General features: G+C 57.8%; 20 protein-coding genes. 5 read left to right on the top strand and 15 right to left on the bottom strand.

What is annotated here, in order from left to right; all coding sequences use genetic code 11:
• Positions 1–49: 49 nt before the first annotated feature.
• The 13 genes from J7382_RS13985 to J7382_RS13925 form a co-directional block, all read right to left on the bottom strand.
• On the bottom strand, positions 50–805 hold the full coding sequence (locus J7382_RS13985) for a TIGR02186 family protein (RefSeq protein WP_209069654.1): 756 nt from the start codon (positions 803–805) through the stop codon (positions 50–52).
• A 2-nt stretch (positions 806–807) separates the two neighbouring features.
• Positions 808–1,725, bottom strand: coding sequence for a sulfite exporter TauE/SafE family protein (locus tag J7382_RS13980; protein ID WP_209069653.1), 918 nt, complete (start codon positions 1,723–1,725; stop codon positions 808–810).
• Positions 1,726–1,833: 108 nt separating this feature from the next.
• Positions 1,834–2,844, bottom strand: a complete 1,011-nt coding sequence (locus J7382_RS13975; protein ID WP_209069652.1) for an ABC transporter permease — start codon at positions 2,842–2,844, stop codon at positions 1,834–1,836.
• Positions 2,844–3,938 carry an ABC transporter permease gene (locus J7382_RS13970; RefSeq protein WP_209069651.1) on the bottom strand — a complete coding sequence of 365 codons (1,095 nt, stop codon included), beginning with the start codon at positions 3,936–3,938 and terminating at the stop codon, positions 2,844–2,846. The genes J7382_RS13975 and J7382_RS13970 overlap by 1 nt, the downstream gene beginning before the upstream one ends.
• Positions 3,931–5,514, bottom strand: coding sequence for an ABC transporter ATP-binding protein (locus tag J7382_RS13965; RefSeq protein ID WP_209069650.1), 1,584 nt, complete (start codon positions 5,512–5,514; stop codon positions 3,931–3,933). Before J7382_RS13965 ends, J7382_RS13970 begins: the two co-directional genes overlap by 8 nt.
• A complete protein-coding gene (locus J7382_RS13960; protein WP_209069649.1) occupies positions 5,511–5,867 on the bottom strand; it encodes a molecular chaperone GroEL in 357 nt (118 codons plus the stop codon). The genes J7382_RS13965 and J7382_RS13960 overlap by 4 nt, the downstream gene beginning before the upstream one ends.
• Before the next feature lie 85 nt (positions 5,868–5,952).
• Positions 5,953–6,942 carry a BMP family ABC transporter substrate-binding protein gene (locus J7382_RS13955; RefSeq protein WP_209069648.1) on the bottom strand — a complete coding sequence of 330 codons (990 nt, stop codon included), beginning with the start codon at positions 6,940–6,942 and terminating at the stop codon, positions 5,953–5,955.
• A 170-nt stretch (positions 6,943–7,112) separates the two neighbouring features.
• Positions 7,113–7,526 (bottom strand): ribosomal protein S18-alanine N-acetyltransferase, encoded by a 414-nt coding sequence (gene rimI, locus J7382_RS13950; RefSeq protein WP_348540032.1) that lies wholly within the window; start codon positions 7,524–7,526, stop codon positions 7,113–7,115.
• Complete coding sequence (gene tsaB, locus J7382_RS13945) at positions 7,523–8,113, bottom strand: tRNA (adenosine(37)-N6)-threonylcarbamoyltransferase complex dimerization subunit type 1 TsaB (RefSeq protein ID WP_209069647.1); 591 nt, start codon at positions 8,111–8,113, stop codon at positions 7,523–7,525. Before tsaB ends, rimI begins: the two co-directional genes overlap by 4 nt.
• A 9-nt stretch (positions 8,114–8,122) precedes the next feature.
• Positions 8,123–8,686: a NifU family protein gene (locus J7382_RS13940; protein ID WP_209069646.1), complete on the bottom strand. Its 564-nt coding sequence runs from the start codon at positions 8,684–8,686 to the stop codon at positions 8,123–8,125.
• A gap of 104 nt (positions 8,687–8,790) precedes the next feature.
• The gene (locus J7382_RS13935) at positions 8,791–9,246 is read right to left on the bottom strand and encodes a universal stress protein (protein WP_058238442.1); all 456 of its coding nucleotides are present in this window, start codon (positions 9,244–9,246) and stop codon (positions 8,791–8,793) included.
• Between the two features lie 111 nt (positions 9,247–9,357).
• On the bottom strand, positions 9,358–10,221 hold the full coding sequence (locus J7382_RS13930; protein ID WP_209069645.1) for a branched-chain amino acid aminotransferase: 864 nt from the start codon (positions 10,219–10,221) through the stop codon (positions 9,358–9,360).
• A gap of 176 nt (positions 10,222–10,397) precedes the next feature.
• On the bottom strand, positions 10,398–11,900 hold the full coding sequence (locus J7382_RS13925; RefSeq protein ID WP_209069644.1) for a DUF2125 domain-containing protein: 1,503 nt from the start codon (positions 11,898–11,900) through the stop codon (positions 10,398–10,400).
• Between the two features lie 161 nt (positions 11,901–12,061).
• On the opposite strand from J7382_RS13925, the gene J7382_RS13920 reads away from it, so the two are divergent.
• The 3 genes from J7382_RS13920 to dld all read left to right on the top strand — a co-directional run bounded on the left by J7382_RS13920 (position 12,062) and on the right by dld (position 15,296).
• Positions 12,062–12,814 (top strand): SDR family oxidoreductase, encoded by a 753-nt coding sequence (locus J7382_RS13920; protein WP_209069736.1) that lies wholly within the window; start codon positions 12,062–12,064, stop codon positions 12,812–12,814.
• Complete coding sequence (locus tag J7382_RS13915; protein ID WP_209069643.1) at positions 12,811–13,422, top strand: enoyl-CoA hydratase/isomerase family protein; 612 nt, start codon at positions 12,811–12,813, stop codon at positions 13,420–13,422. Before J7382_RS13920 ends, J7382_RS13915 begins: the two co-directional genes overlap by 4 nt.
• Positions 13,423–13,613: 191 nt before the next feature.
• Positions 13,614–15,296: a D-lactate dehydrogenase gene (gene dld, locus J7382_RS13910; RefSeq protein WP_209069642.1), complete on the top strand. Its 1,683-nt coding sequence runs from the start codon at positions 13,614–13,616 to the stop codon at positions 15,294–15,296.
• A gap of 3 nt (positions 15,297–15,299) precedes the next feature.
• Here dld and J7382_RS13905 read toward each other — a convergent pair whose 3' ends face one another.
• Positions 15,300–15,617 (bottom strand): HNH endonuclease, encoded by a 318-nt coding sequence (locus J7382_RS13905; protein ID WP_247745013.1) that lies wholly within the window; start codon positions 15,615–15,617, stop codon positions 15,300–15,302.
• A gap of 98 nt (positions 15,618–15,715) precedes the next feature.
• On the opposite strand from J7382_RS13905, the gene J7382_RS13900 reads away from it, so the two are divergent.
• A complete protein-coding gene (locus J7382_RS13900; RefSeq protein WP_209069641.1) occupies positions 15,716–17,029 on the top strand; it encodes a mechanosensitive ion channel domain-containing protein in 1,314 nt (437 codons plus the stop codon).
• Positions 17,026–18,189, top strand: a complete 1,164-nt coding sequence (locus tag J7382_RS13895) for a TIGR03862 family flavoprotein (protein ID WP_209069640.1) — start codon at positions 17,026–17,028, stop codon at positions 18,187–18,189. Before J7382_RS13900 ends, J7382_RS13895 begins: the two co-directional genes overlap by 4 nt.
• A gap of 12 nt (positions 18,190–18,201) precedes the next feature.
• On the opposite strand, the gene J7382_RS13890 is transcribed toward J7382_RS13895, so the two are convergent.
• Positions 18,202–18,792: a glutathione S-transferase gene (locus J7382_RS13890; RefSeq protein ID WP_209069639.1), complete on the bottom strand. Its 591-nt coding sequence runs from the start codon at positions 18,790–18,792 to the stop codon at positions 18,202–18,204.
• Positions 18,793–18,840: the final 48 nt, after the last annotated feature.

Below are 18,840 nucleotides of genomic sequence, written 5' to 3'. Positions count from 1 at the left end.
CTTTCAGGTAGTCGGAGCCAGGGGCCAGTGCAAGTCCGGTGTCTGCGCCTCAATTGCGGCGCAACACCTGAAAGGCCGCCGAGGCGAGCCAGCCTGCAGCAATGGCAATCGCCAATGACATAAGTCCGTAAATCAACGGTTGATTGCGTGACAGGTCAAAGAGCCAACGCTCCAAACCCACCTTGTTGACGTTGATCATGGTTTCAAACTGCGACACCACCTGACCATTTCGGGTCAGAAAAATCCGTGTTGGGTAATCCCCTTCGGTCAGATTGGCGGGCATTTTGATCGAAGTGCGAAACAGTGTCTGCTGATCCACCTGCACCGCGTTTTCATGCAGCTGATAGGCCCCCTCAGCTGTGCGGATGCGGATCACCGCCTCACTGAACGCCTGTGCATCTTCCACATCCATCGGCGCGCCAACCGAGCGGATTGCGCGGGGGATGGACACTTTGTGGCGTTGGTCTTCCACATTGGAGATCGCCTCTTCGAAAGGGGCCGATGTGGCAACGGCGTAAAAGCTGGGCGCGGCGTCAATTTCTACCGCATCCGTGTTCACCCATATGCCGAATTTGCGTTCCTTCCGGCGCACGGTCAGCGGGCCTGAAGGGCCGGAAACCGCGATTACCACGTCAAGTGGCTCTTCGGGGATAGGGGCCTCTCGCTTGACCGCGCCAAACAGCAGGATCTCTGATCCGTCAAAATTGGTGGTGATGGCAACCTGATCCTGGCTTAAGCCAAGTACAACCTCTTCACTGGCCACAGACGTGGCGATCAGGCTGAGACAGAGCGCTAGAAACCGCATTTTCAATGCCCCCCTGCCGCGCCAATGGAAAACAGCTCGCTTGGTTCGATCAAGAGGTCCAGCGCCAGTTTTCCACAAACAAGCATCACCAGAAGTGCTAGCAAAATGCGCAGCTGCTCAGCCTTCAGATAGGTGCCAAGCCGGGTGCCAATCTGTGCCCCGATCACGCCCCCAACCAGCAAAAGCACGGCCAGCGCGATATCCACTGTGTAGTTTGTCGTGGCATGCAAAAGCGTGGTGAACCCAGTGACAAAAATGATCTGAAACAGTGAGGTGCCCACCACCACTTTGGTGGGCATGCCCAGCAGGTAGATCATTGCGGGCACCATGATAAAGCCCCCGCCCACACCCATGATCGCAGACAGAATCCCCACAAGGATCCCCACCATCACAGGCGGGATCACAGAGATATAAAGCCCAGACACCCGAAAGCGCATCTTCAGCGGCAGCCCATGCACCCAATTGTGCTTCTTGCGTTTGGATGGGGCTGCATTATTGCGGGATTTGCGGATCGCATTCAGACTTTCAACAAACATCAAAGAGCCGATGACCCCAAGGAAAACCACATAGCAGAGCCGTACCAACAGATCGACTTGCCCCTGTGATTTCAGGTAGTTGAACACAACCACACCAAGCGCGGCCCCGATCAGCCCCCCGGTCAGCAGCACCGTGCCCATCTTCAGATCAACGGTTTTGCGCTTCAGATGGGCGAGCACGCCACTGAAGGAGGAAGCCACAATTTGATTGGCCTCTGTTGCCACGGCAACGGCGGGGGGGATGCCGATAAAAAACAGCAGCGGCGTCATCAAGAAACCGCCACCCACGCCAAACATGCCGGACAAGATGCCCACCATCCCGCCCAGGCCGAGCAGCAAAAAGGCGTTTACGGAGACTTCGGCAATGGGGAGATAGATCTGCATAATTTTTGATAGCGCCACACAGACCTCAAAAGCAACCTGCCAGCGTCGATAAAACGCTGGCAGGACAGATCATTGACAAGAAACTGGACTTATTTGTCCGGCCTTATGTCAGCGTTCCTTGATATAGGGTTCGCCACTGGCCCTTGGCGGGATCGCCTTGCCGACAAACCCGGCAAGGATCACCACGGTCAGGATATAGGGCAAGGCACCAAGTAGCTGGACCTGCACCTTCACACCCGTGAGGTTTTCAATGATGTCTGGGCGCAGTTCCAGCGCTTGAAACAAACCAAACAACAAACAGGCCCAGAGCGCATAGACCGGACGCCATTTTGCAAAGATCAACGCGGCCAGCGCGATAAAACCGCGCCCAGCAGTCATATCTTTCACGAAGCTAGCCTGCAGGGCCGAAGAGAGATAGGCCCCTGCCACACCGCATAGGATCCCGCAGATCAGAATCGCCCCATAGCGCAGCCACACAACAGAGACCCCGGCCGTATCGACCGCCGCAGGGTTTTCCCCCACGGCGCGCAAACGCAATCCAAAGCGGGTGCGAAAGAGCAGCCACCATGTCGCCGGAACAGTCAGCAACGCCAGATACACAAGAATGGAATGGCCAGAGATCAGCTCGGAGTAAAACTGCTCAAGCGGGCCAGCCTCTGCAATCAACTGGCTCAGCGGGCGCTCGGCTGCGGCAGCGTCGCTTGGACCGATTGCAAAAGGGAGCTCTATGGGATTGAAACGCGCCGCGCCTTCAAGCGGCGGCGTGCGCCCGCCTTGCCGGAACCAGCTCTGCGCCGCTAGAACGGTCAGCCCAGCCGCAAGAAAGTTGATCGCCACACCAGAGATCAACTGATTGCCCCGGAACGTCACCGAGGCCAGCCCGTGAATGATGGAGAGCACAATAGAGGCACCCACACCCGCAAGCAGCCCCACCCAGGCATTGCCGGAATAGAAAGCGAATGCAGCGGCAAAGAAGGCAGCGGCCAGCATTTTTCCCTCAAGCCCAATGTCCACAACGCCGGAGCGTTCAGAATAGAGGCCCGCAAGACAGGCCAGCAGCAGAGGGGTGGCCAGACGCACAGATGTGTCCAGCACCTGAAGCAGTGTCAGAAAATCCATCAGGCGTTCCTCCGGCGCAGCGCGATAAAGAGTTTCTCAAGCGGGTGACGCACCATATTGTCCAGCGCCCCGGTAAAGAGGATCACCAGAGCCTGGATCACCACGATCAGCTCGCGCGGGATGCTGGTCCAGAGCGCCAGTTCTGCACCGCCCTGGTAGAGGAAGCCGAACAAGATCGCGGCGAGCAACACGCCAAAGGGGTGGTTGCGGCCCATCAACGCCACAGCGATGCCGATGAAGCCTGCGCCTTCGGTGCTGTTGAGGATCAGACGCTCGCTTTCCCCCATAGTGGTGTTGACCGACATCATGCCTGCCAGCGCACCGGAGATCAGCATGGCGATCACCGTGATGCGCACCGGGCTGATGCCTGCATATTTTGCAGCGGTTTCAGACTGGCCAAAGGCCCGGATTTCATAGCCAAGCCGGGTGCGCCAGATCAGAGCCCAGACCACAAAGCAGGCAATCAGGGCGAGGAAGAAGGTTACGTTTGCCGGGGCACCACGGAACATGGGTGTTTCTGCGGTGGAGAACATATCCTGAAACGATGGCAGGTGGGTGGCCTCTGGGAATTTGGCGGAAGCCGGATCCATCGCGCCCACAGGCCGCAGCATTTCCACCAGCACATAGTTCAACAGTGCCGCAGCAATGAAGTTGAACATGATGGTGGTGATCACGATGTGGCTGCCACGTTTGGCCTGCAGATAGGCCGGGATCAGCGCCCAAAGCGCGCCAAACAGCGCCGCACCTACAGAGGCGCCGAGGATCGACAAAGACCAATGGGGCCAAGGGATGTAGAGACACACCAGCGCCACGCCGAGGCCACCCAGCATCGCCTGGCCTTCGCCGCCGATGTTGAACAGGCGCGCGTGGAACGCGACCGAGACCGCAAGGCCCGTGAAGATGAAGTTGGTGGCATAGTAAAGCGTGTAGCCCCAGCCAGCCGAACGCATCAGCGCGCCGTCAATCATCAGTTTCAACGCTTCAATCGGATTTTCGCCGATGGCCAAGATCACAAGCGCGGAGAAAAAGGCTGCCAATAGAAGCGAGATAAGGGGGATCAGGACGATGTCAGCCCATTTTGGCATCTTATCCATCGGCGTGGACCTCCTGTTCAGGGGTGGTGGTATTGCCGTTGCCTGCAACAGCGGAGGTATCGGTGATCCCGGCCATCAACAGGCCCAGCTCTTTTTCATTGGTCTGTCCAGGGTCACGTTCACCGGTGATATGACCGTCAAACATGACCACGATCCGATCTGAAAGTGACATGATTTCATCGAGCTCTACAGAGACCAGCAAGATGGCTTTGCCCTGATCGCGCAGATTCACAATCTGCTGGTGAATGAATTCAATTGCGCCGATATCCACACCGCGCGTCGGCTGACCAATCAGCAGGAGATCAGGGTTGCGTTCGATCTCACGGGCCAGAACGATCTTCTGCTGGTTCCCCCCGGAGAAATTCTTTGCAGCCAGTTTGGGATCTGGCGGGCGGACATCGAACCGCTCCATCTTGGCTTCGGCTTCGGCAAAAATGCCCTTGTTGTCCATCAAGAGGCCATTTTGAATTTCCGGCGCGTGGTGATAGCCAAACACGGTGTTTTCCCAGGCGGAAAACTCCATAATCAACCCCTCGCGCTGGCGGTCTTCCGGCACATGGCTGATGCCCACAGCACGCCGGGTCTGTCCATCGGCATCGTGACCACTCAGCGGTATTTCCGACCCATTCATCAGGATCGTGCCAGTCCCTTCGGCAAATCCGCCCAGAACTTCCAGTAATTCTGACTGCCCGTTCCCTGCAACGCCTGCGATCCCGACAATTTCTCCGGCGCGCACCGCAAGATCGATGCCTTTGACCCGTTCCACGCCTTTGTCGTCCACCACGCGCAGACCTGTGATGTCCAACACGGTTGCACCCGGTTCCGCAGGCGCTTTATCCACGCGCAGCAAAACCTTGCGCCCCACCATCAGTTCCGCCAGGTGCTCAGGTGAAGTCTCTTCGGTTTTGACGGTTGTGGTCATTTGCCCCCGCCGCATCACCGAAACGGTGTTGGTGTATTCCATGATCTCCCGCAGTTTGTGGGTGATCAGGATGATTGTTTTGCCCTCAGCGCGCAGCCGGTCCAGAATGCGGAACAGTTGATCTGCCTCTGCGGGGGTCAACACGCCAGTAGGCTCATCCAGAATGAGAATTTCGGCTTTGCGATACAGCGCTTTGAGGATTTCCACACGCTGCTGATGGCCCACGGAGAGGTTTTCGATCACCGCATCGGGATCCACATTCAGCCCATATTCCTCAGCCAGATGTTTCAGCTCGCGGCGCGCATTACTCAATGACGTGCTGAGCATGGTCCCATCTTCGGCCCCCAGAATGATGTTTTCTAGAACCGTGAAGTTCTCTACCAGTTTGAAGTGCTGAAACACCATCCCAATGCCCGCAGCAATCGCGGCCTGGCTATCCGGGATCAGGGTCTTTTTCCCTTTGATGAAAATCTCCCCGGCATCGGCTTTGTAAAATCCATAAAGGATCGACATCAGCGTGGATTTCCCCGCGCCATTTTCGCCGATGATGCCGTGAATGGTGCCCGGTTGCACCGAAATCGAGATGTCTTTGTTGGCCTGAACAGGGCCGAAGGCTTTGGATATGCCTTTGAGTTCAATGGCTGGCGCCGTCATTCAGGCTCTCCCAGTCCTGCGAAGCCGACCATGCGCGTGGCGCGCCCTTCGGCATCAAGTTCGACAAAATATTGGCCCAGCTTTTCACTGCCGTCAGCCATGCGAAACGCAACTGTCACTCGATGGTGGCTTTGTGTTGCGCTGCAGTTGACCACCGCCGCGATAGCGCCGGGGGCATATTGGATGAACAGGCCAATATAGCTGTTCAATGTCTCAAGGTCGCCGATGCTCTCGGCGGTATTGGGGTCACAATAGGAGAAAGTCTCTGCTATGGTGCTCTGGAGCACATCGGCCCGTTTGGCCGCATCCGTCTCGCTCCAGGCGGCGAAAAACGCGGTCATGGAAGATAGCATTACTGGTCCCCCTTTTATGCAGGAGGGGCCGTACCGCAATGGCACGGCCCCTTCAATAGAGCTCCGGGTATCTCCCGGATGTATCTTATTCGACCGGGCAGCTGTTGTCGGACATGTAGTCGTGCACAGCCAGTTCGCCGGAAGCGATTTGGTCTTTGGCCGCGTCAACAGTCGCTTTCATATCAGCAGAGACCAGCGCCGCATTGTGCTCGTCCATCGCGTAGTCGATGCCGCCATTGGCCACGCCCATCACGTTGAAGCCGGTTTCCATGTCCACGCCTGCGGTCATGGCTTCATAAACAGCGTTGTCCACACGCTTCATCATGGAGGTCAGGACCTTGCCGGAGTGCAGGTGGTTCTGGTTGCTGTCCACGCCAACAGACAGGATGCCTTCATCCGCTGCGGTCTGCAGCACGCCCACACCGGTGCCGCCTGCCGCTGCATAGACAACGTCGGCGCCTTGGCTGATCTGCGCTTTGGTCAGTTCAGAGCCTTTTACCGGGTCATTCCATGCGGCAGGGGTGGTGCCGGTCATGTTCTGGATCACGGTGGCGTCTGGGTTCACTGCTTTCACGCCCTGTACGTAGCCACAGGCGAACTTGCGGATCAGTGGGATATCCATACCGCCGATGAAACCCACGGTGCCAGATTTGGAGGCCTGTGCCGCCATCATGCCCACCAGATAGGAGCCTTCGTGCTCATTGAACACCACAGAGCGCACGTTTGGCGCATCTACAACCATGTCGATGATTGCAAATTTTGTATCAGGGTAATCAGGTGCCACTTCGCTCAGCACGTTGCCAAAGGCAAAGCCGGTCATCACAATCGGGTTTGCACCGGCTTCTGCGAAACGGCGCAGCGCCTGCTCGCGCTGTGCCTCGGATTGCAGTTCGATTTCACGGAAAGAGCCACCGGTTTCCTCAGCCCAACGTGTCGCGCCAGAGAAAGCCGCTTCGTTGAAGGATTTGTCGAATTTGCCGCCGAGGTCAAAGATCAGCGCGGGTTCAGCGAGGGCTGCACCTGCAGAGAGGGCTGCGGCTGCCGCGGCGCCGAGGAATTTGTGCATCAGGCTCATAAATGTCTCCCAGTGTTGAGCGGGTGGGGTGTTGTGGCTAGACGCCGTCCCGTCTGATTGTTTTTCAGATCCCGCCAGATCATCGTCTATCTAAGGCGTTTGATGTCGAAAGGGTCAACCAAATTTTGACCATTTGGCCAAGTGGGCGATCTTCCGAATCAGACCTGTGCTCAGTTTAACGTCTTTCTCAGGAGGCTTGCAGCGATTTGCTGCCCATCAGCGCGTGTATAATAGCCGGGTCGGGTGCCACAAACTTCGTAGCCAGCGCGTAGGTAGAGACGCTGTGCAATCGTATTGTCCTCAGCCACTTCAAGAAAGCAGCAGTCGGCCGCGCGCCTGCGCGCTTCGGTTTCAAATGCTGTGAGCAATTTCTGTCCGTTTCCAAGACCTTGCTGATCTGGCTGAACCGCGATGGTCAGCAATTCAGCCTCCCCGGCCACCACCCGTCCAAGGGCAAAACCCACGGAATTGTGGGTCGCAAACACCAGATTGCTGCTGAGCAGGTCGCCTATTTCATCGGCATTCCAAGCACGGCTGTCGGGGAATGCGGCGGCGTAGATCCGCGCCATGGTTTCCGGTGTCACGGCAAAATCACCGGCGCGGGGTCTTTGGGCGGCGCTGCATCTGCAGGCTTGATGTAAAGGGGGGCTGGACGCGCAGGATTGTTTTGATAGCGCTGCGCGGCAAGTCTTGCGATCTGCTCCACCAGACTGTCCGCTTTTGGCGTGGCCAGGGCGCCATCTTCCATCATGTCGATCAATTCGTCCTGCGTCGCCAGATAAGGGGTCTCACCTTTAGGCCAGATGTACCCTTGCCCACGCGGTCCCGGAATGACGGGTGCTGCCGGATACTCTAGTGAGGCTTCTATTGCATCAAAACTGTTTACGCCCACCGCTGGTATGCCGAGCCCCAGGGCCAGCCCACGGGCCGCGCTCACAGAAATCCGAATGCCGGTGAAATTGCCGGGGCCAATGCCAACGCCAATCGCATCCAGATCCGCAAACTGCTTACCGGCTTCCGCCAGAACCTCCTCCAGCATGGGCATCAAACGCTCTGCTTGCCCGCGTTTCATCTCCTCAACTTTGAGGGCGACGAGGGTTTCTCCAGACAGCAAAGCGGCCGCGACATGCGCGGCCGATGTGTCAAAGCTCAAAATCAGAGGTGCAGACATGAGGGGGGATTACACCGCCACAGGACGCACTTCGGTCACTTCCGGAATGTAGTGACGCAGCAGGTTTTCAATGCCCATTTTCAGGGTCAGTGTGGAAGAGGGGCAGCCCGCGCAGGCACCCTGCATGTGCAGGTAGACCACACCGCGATCGAACCCGTGGAAGGTGATGTCGCCGCCATCCTGCGCCACGGCTGGACGCACGCGAGTATCCAGAAGCTCTTTGATCTGTCCGACAATTTCGCCGTCTTCACCGGTATGTTCAGCATGTCCGGACGGCGCGGTACTGTCGCCTGCCAGGACCGGTTGGCCCGATTGATAGTGCTCCATGATGGCGCCCAGAATGGAGGGCTTCACATGGTCCCACTCAACACCTTCGGCTTTGGTCACCGTCACGAAATCATTGCCAAAAAACACGCCGCTCACGCCATTTACCGCAAAGATCCGCGTGGCAAGCGGGGAGGCCGCGGCCCCTTCAGCAGACGGAAAATCCGCCGTGCCGGTTTCCAGAACGGTCTGGCCGGGGAGAAACTTCAGCGTTGCAGGGTTCGGGGTGGATTCCGTTTGAATGAACATGGGCAGACCTTTCCTATCGCTCTGGATATGCGCCCACACCGGGCATTAGTCAAGGTTTAGAGTCATTCTAAAATAGATCAAGGCCTCAAAACCCAAGGATCGCCTCAGGTGATCGCTTCGAGCTGTTCCTTGGTCAAATCTCCGGGCACCACGGTGATGGGCACAGGCAGACTGCCCGAATTGCGTGACAATTGAGAGACCAGCGGTCCGGGGCCTTTGCGATCATTGCCCGCGCCAAGCACAAGCACGCCGATCTCGGCATCCTCTTTGATTTCCGACAGGATTTCTCCCACGGGTTCGCCTTCACGAATTTTCAATTCCGGGTCCACGCCCTGCCGGTCCCGCATCCATTTGGCAAAAACCTCATAGTGCACCTCGATCCGTTCGCGCGCTTCTTCACGCATCAAATCGCTGACGCCGATCCAGTGATTGAATTCCTCAGGAGGGATCACAGACAGGATCTTCACACCGCCCCCCGTATGGGCGGCGCGCATCGCGGCAAACCGCATTGCGTTCAGGCATTCACGACTTTCATCCAACACCACGAGAAACTTGCGCATTTCGGCACTCCCTTTGCTCGGATCATGCCGCGTGACCAAGAGGCGCGCAACCGCTCTTGTTACGGTTGCGGCTTTTTGCGACTGTTTGATCGGAGGTCTTGGCGCAGTGCCTTAGGCGTTTGACGCAGCCCAGTCCCAATAGAGCTCGCGCACCCGGCGGGTGATTGGACCGGTCTGATATTGACGCGTATCAAAGGCGCTGACCGGGGTGACCTTGTTCATATTGCCAGACATGAACACCTCATCCGCCGCTTCAAAATCAGCATAGTTCAGAACGGTTTCATGCACAGTGACACCATCTGCGCGCAGGTTCTCAATATGGCGTGCGCGGGTGATGCCCGACAGAAAGGTGCCATTGGGCACAGGCGTGAACACTTCGCCATCCCGCACCATAAAGATATTTGCCGTGGCGGTTTCTGCCACATTGCCCATCACATCGCAGGTCAGCGTGTTGGAGAAGCCTTTCATCCGGGCCTCTCGCAGCATGCGCGCGTTGTTGGGGTAAAGACAGCCGGCTTTGGCGTTCACCACCGCGCTTTCCAGAACCGGGCGGCGGAACTGTGTCTTGGTCAGCGTGGCGGCAGCTTCCGGCGCGGCCATAGGGATCTCTTCCAGACAGATTGCAAAACCAGTGGTTTCCGCACTGGGCATGATCGCGGTCACATCGCCATCAATGCCCCAATACATCGGGCGAATATACACTGCGGCGCCGGGCGCATAAGCTTTCAGCCCCTCTTTTACGATCTCCACCATGTCCGCGGTGGAAACTGTCGGCGTCAGCATCAAGGCCTCAGCGGAGCGATTGGTGCGCGCACAGTGTTTGTCGAGATCCGGGGTCAGCCCATTGACCAGACGCGCACCGTCAAACACCGCAGAGCCCAGCCACGCCCCGTGATCTGCCGCCCGAATGATAGGGGCGTCGCCCTCATGCCAGCTGCCGTTAAAATACGTGCGGATATTGGTGCCGGTGGCCATGGTGCCTTCCCCCTCTTGAACTCACGCGAAGACTAGGCGGGCCCTTCCACAAGGTCCAGTAGGGGAAGGGCAAAAAAGCTGACCTTTTGGGGGCGCTCCTTGAAACGCTTGGCCGCAGGTCAAAGAAAAGGCCCCGCCAGGGACTGGCAGGGCCCAGATTTTGGATGTCGCAGCACTTATTTCAGACGCTGGCCATTGGCCAGCACATGGCCCTGTTCGTTGACTTCGATCTTGGAGGTCAGGCTGTCGTCGCCTTCGCCAGGCTGAGTGAACATGGACATCATCATGCGTGCGCCCATGGCCTGCTCTTCCGGCAGAAGCCCCATCTGGATCAGCTTGTCCATCAGCCCATTCACACCGTCGATCTTGATGTCAATCGCACCTTCTGGGCGTGGCAGGCCGTCAAAGCTCTCAAGGTCCGTATTGTCAAACACGAAGTCCCCGCTGCCTTCCACGCTGGCACCAGCGGCATTCAGGCGCAGATCACGAATGGTCAGCGCATTAAGCTCTCCGGGCATCTCATCTGTGGTTTCATCCAGCGTCATGAGATCTTGCAGGACGGTGCCCTTGCCCACCAGATCCACCACCAGAGTGGCCGGATCGCGCGGCAGTACCTGTGCCGGGTCAAACATGCCCCAAAGCAATTCGGAAATTTCCAGATCCGCCAGTGTCAGGTTGAAGGCAAAGTCTTGCGCCGCCTCGGCCGCAGCAATCGGCAGGGAGAACCCATAGCCAAATTCGCCAAAGCTCACATCGATCGGCACAGGGATGTCGGCCCCGGCGACGTTGATGGTCATATTGCCCAGACGCCCGTCATAGGCCATCTTGCTGTCGCTCATGTCGATGTTGAAGCTGCCACCGCCGCTTTCCACAGCGACGGAGCCCGGCGCGCCATCTTCCTCAAAATTGCCCGCCACGGTCATGCCGTCAAAGGTGTACCCCCCAACCAGCATCATACCCGGCGCAAAAAACGCCATGGGATCCGCGCTGTAGGCCCCTTCTGGAAAGGCTGAATCCACATCGGCTTTCAAACCGCTGAGCGTCGCGGCAAAATCAAATGCCGCACCGCTTTCAGGATCTGTACCTTTCACGGTAATATCGGTTGTCTCGATGGTCGAGGTGCCGCGGCTCTTTGTCAGTTCGCCAACCAACAACTCGGATTCACCTGACATGCCGGCAACAGCCATGGCAATGTCCACATTCTCGATCTTTTCGTCATTCACCACCAGTTCGGTGACGGCGATCTTCAGAGCATCGGCTGTGTGCGTATATTTCAGCGCGTCTTTGTCGCCAGAGGCCACCATGGTCAGATCCGTAGCGACATCCATGGTCGCAGATACTTTTTCTGCCGGGCTGTCAGAGCGGAAGACCATCGGCTGGGAGGCGGGCAGGGAGATCGTGACCGTGCCGTCGCCGTTTTCCACAAAGGTCAGCGTGCCCCACTCCATATCAATCTTGCCAGCTTCTTCCGGCATCTGGATATTCATAACCAGATCGGAAATGGTCAGCGTGTCACCAGATTGGGCTTCACTTGCAGAGATTTCATAGCCGTAAGAGCTCATGTAGCTCTGCCAGTTTTCCCAGACATCGCTGGCGCTCACATCGGCAAAGGCGCTCTGTGCGCAAAATACGGTGGCAAGAGCGGTACTCGTAAAAATACGGGAGGATGCTATCTGCATGTGGAAGCTTACCTTTTCAAAAACGTTGCCCTAACTTCCGCTGAACCTTGGGCAGGGTCAAGGCCCGGAGCTTGTCAAATGCAAGAGGCTGGACGAGCAGTATGGCGCAGGTTACCCCAATGACTGAAACCTGTACCAAAGGCGCAAATAGTGAGGATCTGATGGAGAATTGGCAGTCAAAAACCGTAGTCATCACCGGCGCAAGCCGCGGGATCGGAGAATCTGCTGCGCGGGTTTTTGCCGAGGCGGGGGCCAATGTTGTCCTGCTGGCGCGCAGCGCAGAGGCGATCACGGCTTTGGCCGAAGATCTTGGCCCAAATGCCCTGGCGCTGAGCTGTGATGTGGCCAACTACGCAGAGGTTGCGCAGGCCATCGACACGACTGTGCAGACATTCGGCGGTGTCGATGTTCTGATCAATAACGCAGGCGTCGTTGAGCCCATCGCGCATATGGCAGAAGCCGACCCGCAAGACTGGGGATATGTGATCGACATCAATCTCAAAGGTGTCTTTCATGGCATGCGTGCGGTGATGCCGGTGATGGAGGCCGCAGGGGGTGGCACCATTCTCACCATTTCTTCCGGTGCGGCGCATGGTCCGGTAGAAGCCTGGAGCCACTATTGCGCCTCCAAAGCGGCTGCCAACATGCTGACCCGCTGTGTGCACAAAGAAGCAGGCGACAAAGGCATTCGTGCCATTGGCCTCAGCCCGGGCACCGTGGCCACGCAGATGCAGCGCGAGATCAAGGCCAGCGGCATCAACCCGGTCAGCCAGCTTGACTGGAGTGATCACATCCCGCCGGAATGGCCGGCCAAATGCTTGATGTGGATGTGCACAGAGGCGGCGGACGCTTGGCTTGGGGATGAAATTTCCCTCAGAGACGAAGACATTCGGCGCAAGGTGGGGCTGATATGATTGATTTGACGAAAGAAGAAAGCGGTCTCTGGGTTGTCACCATCAATCGCACGGATAAGGCAAATTCCCTGACCGAGGCCATGCTGACAGAGCTGGCAGAGATTGCTGAGGGAGCGCAGGAGGCACGCGCGCTTGTGCTCACCGGCGCGGGCAAGGTGTTTTCCGCAGGCGCGGACCTTGAGGAAGCCCGCGCGGGTCTGGCGACGAGCGACGTCTGGGAGCGTTTATCTGCGGCTGTTGCAGCGCTGCCAGGGCTGACCATTGCCGCGCTGAACGGCACATTGGCAGGCGGGGCCAATGGGATGGCGCTGGCCTGTGATCTGCGTCTTGCCGCGCCGCATGCCAAGTTCTTCTATCCGGTTATGAAGCTTGGCTTCCTGCCGCAACCCTCTGATCCGGCGCGGCTTGCGGCTCTGATCGGCCCGGCACGTGCCAAATTGATGCTGATGGGCGGGCAGAAACTCACCGCAGAAGAGGCGCTGACCTTTGGTCTGATAGAGCGTATTGTGCCTGCCGAAGATTTGCTTGATGTGGCGCGGGAGATTGCCGTTGATACTTTGGCGGCTAAGCCTGAGATCGCGCAGGGCATCAAGGCAATGTGCGTTTAAATGAGGCACTTCTGTGCATGAGAAAACGCTAGGGTTGTGTGGGGTGAGGTTGTGCACGTTATGATCGCTGCTGTGCAGCATAAAGTGACGTAACGTCTTGACCCTTCACGCTCAGCCGTACCAATACCAACGCACGCAGGGCAGTTACGCGCCAGCCCTGTGGCGTAAATGGAATTCTTGAGAGGCATGTCATGGCCGAAGGCACTTTGATCACCCAGCTCTGCGAAATTGTTGGTAAGCGCAACGTCCTCACCGGAGAGCGCCGCACCAAACGTTTTCGAAAAGGGTTCCGATCTGGTGAAGGCGAGGCGCTCGCCGTTGTGCAGCCCGGCACGCTGCTGGAGCAGTGGAAGGTGTTGCAGGCCTGTGTGGCCGCCGATATGATTGTCATCATGCAGGCCGCCAATACTGGGCTGACAGAGGGGTCCACGCCCAAGGGGCGGTATGACCGGGATGTGGTGCTGATCAACACCCGTCGCATGGATGACATTCAGCTGATCAAAGATGGCACGCAGGTTGTCTCTTTTCCCGGGTCCACCCTGTTCAAGCTGGAAAAATTGCTCGATCCCATTGGCCGTCAGCCGCACTCCCTGATCGGCTCCTCTTGTATCGGGGCCTCTGTGGTGGGCGGCGTGTGTAACAATTCCGGCGGCTCATTGGTGGAACGCGGGCCCAGCTATACGGAGCTCTCTCTTTTCGCTCAGATCACCAAAGAAGGACATCTGGAACTGGTGAATCACTTGGGCATCGCGCTTGGTGAAACCCCCGAAGAGATTTTGACCAATCTGCAGAACGGCTCCTACCGGCCCGAAGACATCGTGGATGACAACCGTCGCGCCTCTGCTACGGATTATGCACAGCGGGTGCGGGATGTGGATGCGCCAAGTCCGGCGCGTTTCAACGCAGAAAAATCCCGGCTCTATGAGGCCGCAGGCTGCGCAGGAAAGCTGGGTGTTTTTGCAGTGCGTCTGGACACCTACGCCAAAAACGATGCGGAGAAGACCTTTTACGTTGGCGCCTCCGGCACTGCCGCGCTGGGCAATCTGCGCCGCCGCATCCTGAAAGATTTCGCCACGCTGCCAGTTTCGGCCGAATATCTGCATGAAGAGGTGTTCGACATCTCGGACGTCTATGGCAAAGACACAATGGTGATGATCGATAAACTGGGCACGGATCGCCTGCCGACCTTCTTTGCGCTGAAAGGCGCGGTGGATGCCCGTCTGGAAAATCTGCCGGGGCTCGCCAATTTCACTGATAAATTCATGCAATTTGCCGCCCGCCTCTGGCCCAATGTGGTGCCCAAACGCATGCGTGCCTTCCGAGAGGCCTATCCGCACCACCTGATTCTGAAGATGCGGGATGGCGGCATTGAAGAGGCGCGCCGCCTGCTCTCTGATCTACAAGCGGATGGTGCGCTGGACTTCTTTGAATGTGATGCACGCGAAGCCAAAATGGCGGGACTTCTGCGCTTTGCGGCCGCTGGGGCTGCGGTGCGTTACATGAATGTCCATAGCCAAGAGGTGGAAGATATCATCGCGCTCGATATTGCCCTGCGCCGCAATGATGAAGATTGGTTTGAAACCCTGCCACCCGAGATCAGCGATCAACTGGTCAGCAAACTCTACTATGGCCACTTCATGTGCCACGTGCTGCATCAGGACTATATTGTCAAAAAAGGCTGTGACCCAAAGGCGTTGAAAGCCGCGATGCTGAAAATTCTGGATCAGCGCGGGGCGGAATACCCGGCGGAGCACAATGTGGGCCATCTCTATCCTGCCAAGCCCAGCCTTGCGCAATTCTATAAGGCTATGGATCCCACCAACAGCATGAACCCGGGCATCGGCAAAATGTCCCGCAACAAACATTATGAGTAGGCCTTAGCGCTTGCGTCGGGCCCCCGGTGTTTTGGAATGAAACGCCGGAGGGCGCTTTGCCACCCACTTGATGAACTTGGCCAGTCTGGGATGGGCGCGCAAGGTCTCTACGGTGTTGAAATGCTGTGCGAGTTCCGTTTCGCTCAGCGTTGCATGAATTTCGTTGTGACAGATCTGGTGCAATAGGACTGTTGGCCCACCTTTGCCGCCGCGCAGGCGGGGGATCAGGTGGTGACGTGACTGGCGGGCCTTCGGTGGAATGGGGCGGTGACACAGCGGGCAGAGCGGATGTCCCTCTGCCATGGATGCGCCATCTTGCATGGTTTTCCCCCTCCCGGAAGCGCGATTTTGATTGAGTTGGCTGTGTCTGCGTTGCAAGAGGATACGACACCACATCAAGACTGCAAGCGGACGGCACCATGGACCCCAACACATTTCTGGATGATGCACTGGTGCAGGGCGAACGCCTATGGGGTCTTGCTGCTGGCTGGCTGCTCAGCCCGGCGGCGTGGTCACAGTTTGCTCTGCTGATCATCGCGTATTTTGCTGCCGTCTATACCAGTCGTAAATTGCGCCCGCTTCTGGATCGGCTGCTGACACCGCCTGCGGCACAGGACAGTTATGTCGCCCGAATGCGCCGTTTTGTGGCGCTGTTTCTGCCACTGCTGCTGCCGCTGCTGGCCTATGTGTTTACCGGTGTTGGCGAAAGCGTCACGCGCTCTATTTTCGGGTCCGGGGCCGTGATCGCCTTTGGCAAGCGCCTGTTCTTGTTCCTTGCGGTGCGCATTCTGGTGAAAGAGATCCTTTCTGATCCCATCATGAAGGTGCTTGGGCGCTATATCCTCGTGCCTGTGGCCGCGCTCTATGCCTTTGGTCTGCTCGAAGCGGTGATGGGCTATCTGGATGCCACCGTTGTGCCATTGGGCAACCTGTCGTTTTCGGTGCTCTTTGCGATCCGCTTTGTATTGGTGGCCGGGGCGATTTTCTGGCTTGGGCGCTGGTCCAATGATCAGTCCAGCCAGTTCATCAAGAAACAGGAAGACATGCGCCCCGCCATGCGTGAGTTGGTCGCCAAAACGCTTGAGATAGGCATTTTTGGCATCGCCTTCCTGCTGGTGATGAACATCATGGGCATCTCGCTCACCTCTCTGGCGGTGCTGACCGGTGTGATTGGTGTGGGGCTCGGCTTTGGCCTGCAAAAAATTGCCTCCAACTTCATCTCAGGTGTGATCCTGCTTTTGGAAGGGCAGGCCACTGTGGGTGACTACGTGGAGCTGGACGGAGGCGAGGCGGGCACCATCATCAAGATGACTGCGCGCGCCACGATTCTGGAAACCTATGATGGCCGCTGGATTGTGGTGCCCAATGAGGATTTCATCACAACCCGCGTCGTCAACTATTCCGACAGCGGCTCAGCGAACCGCTATGAGGCCCCCTTTTCTGTCAGCTACGACACCGATATCAACAAAGTCCCCGATATCATCGAGGCCGCCGTGTCCAAACATCCGGGCGTGCTCACCACCCCGTTTCCGCCTGATTGCGAATTGCGTGGCTTTGGCGACAGCGGCGTGGAGTTTGCCGTGGAATTCTGGGTCGAAGGCATTGATGATGGCAAAAATAAATTCACGTCTGATGTGCTTTTCCTGATCTGGAACGCGTTGAAAGCCGAAGGCATCACCATTCCCTACCCGCAGCGTGTTGTGGAGCTTAAAACCCCGCTGCCCGTCACATGAGCGATGCATTGATCATAGGCGCCGGCCCTGCGGGGCTGATGGCGGCAGAGGTGCTATCTGCCCTTGGGCACAGTGTGGTGGTGGCGGAGGCGAAACCTTCGGTAGCACGCAAATTTCTGATGGCCGGAAAATCCGGCCTGAACCTGACAAAGAACGAGCCCTTTGAGCCCTTCCTGAGCCAATATGGCACCGCCGGTCCGATGTTGCGCCCAATGCTGGAAGCCTTTGGCCCGCAAGAGGCCATCGCTTGGGCGCAAGACCTTGGGCAGGATGTCTTCACCGGATCTTCCGGGCGTGTCTTTCCCAAAGTCATGAAGGCGTCCCCGCTGTTACGGGTCTGGCTGCAGCGCCTGTCCGCTCAGGGAGTGGAGATCCAAACGCGCTGGCGCTGGACAGGCGGAGCTTTTGACTTTGAGACGCCAGAGGGGCGGCAAAACCTTGCGCCCAAGGTCTGCGTCTTGGCCTGTGGCGGCGCAAGCTGGGCGCGTCTTGGATCTGATGGTGCCTGGGCGGATTGGCTAGACGCACCCGTGGTGCCGTTTCAACCGGCCAATATGGGGTTTGTTGTGGATTGGTCTCCCCATATGACGCGCCACTTTGGCACCCCGATCAAGAATGTCACTCTGAACGCTGGCGATCAGACCGTGCGGGCGGAATTTGTTGTCTCTGAGAGAGGGCTGGAGGGCGGCGGTATTTATGCGGTCTCCCGTGCCATGCGCGAAGGTCATGGGTTGAAGCTGGATCTGCTGCCGGATGTGCCTTTGGAAGAGCTGCGTCGCCGTCTTGCGCGCCCACGTGGCAAAATGAGCCGCGCCAATTTTTTGCGCAAAACCTTGAAGCTGAGCCCGCAGAAACAGGCGCTTCTTATGGAGTTCGCAGCCCCGCTGCCAGAGGATATTGCCCCCCTGCTGAAGGCCTTGCCTGTGACACATCTGGGGCCACGCCCCATGGACGAAGCGATCAGCACCGCGGGGGGCATCCCTTTTGCGGCGATGACTCCGGGGCTGATGCTGCGCGGCCAGCCGGGGGTGTTTGCCGCTGGCGAAATGCTGGATTGGGAAGCACCCACAGGGGGCTATCTGCTGACCGGATGTCTGGCCACCGGACGCTGGGCAGGTCAGCATGCAGCCCAGTGGCTCTCAGATCATCGCGGGTCTTGAGAGGCAGATAGGTCAGCCCTTCTTGGGCGCAAGACGTTGAAAAGCCTCTCTGGCGCGGGTGATCTTGATGTAGGGCACCAGCTCCGTGTTGTCGCTGTCAAAGCTGATAAACCGCGCCCAGGCGGCACAATGGGTCAAGAGGATATCAGGAAGGGTGAACCGCTCTCCCATCAGATAGGGACCCTTGCGCCGGGACATGACGTTGTGAATGCCGCGATTATACTCCCAGATCAGCGTGTCTTTCAGCGCCGGGACGCGCAGCTCTTGCGGTAGCACAAATGTATGGCGATTTGCGCTCCAGAGTGGGGCTTCGACCTCATCCAGTATTTGCTGGGTGAAACTGTCCTGTTCTGCGCGCTCCAACGTGCCGGGGGCAAAGCTGAGCGCACCGTGTTTGTCCGCCAGATAGGTCATGATCGCAACGCTATCGGTGATCGTCTGTTTCCCCTCCAGCAGAATCGGCACTTTGCCGGTGGGATTTAGCGCACGCGCTTTTTCGGATTGCGGCATGTCCGCGTGCAGTTTGTAGGGCTGTCCCAGTTCTTCTAAGGCCCATAACACGCGAAACGCGCGGGTGCTGGGGTTTCCGATGATTTCATACATGATGCGCTCTTTGATGCGGGGGTAAGGAGGCTTTGGCCAAGCCTGCCT

Source organism: Shimia sp. R11_0 (assembly GCF_017744035.1).
In the GTDB taxonomy this organism is placed as follows: domain Bacteria; phylum Pseudomonadota; class Alphaproteobacteria; order Rhodobacterales; family Rhodobacteraceae; genus Shimia; species Shimia marina.
This window is presented reverse-complemented; position numbering and strand designations above follow the sequence as displayed.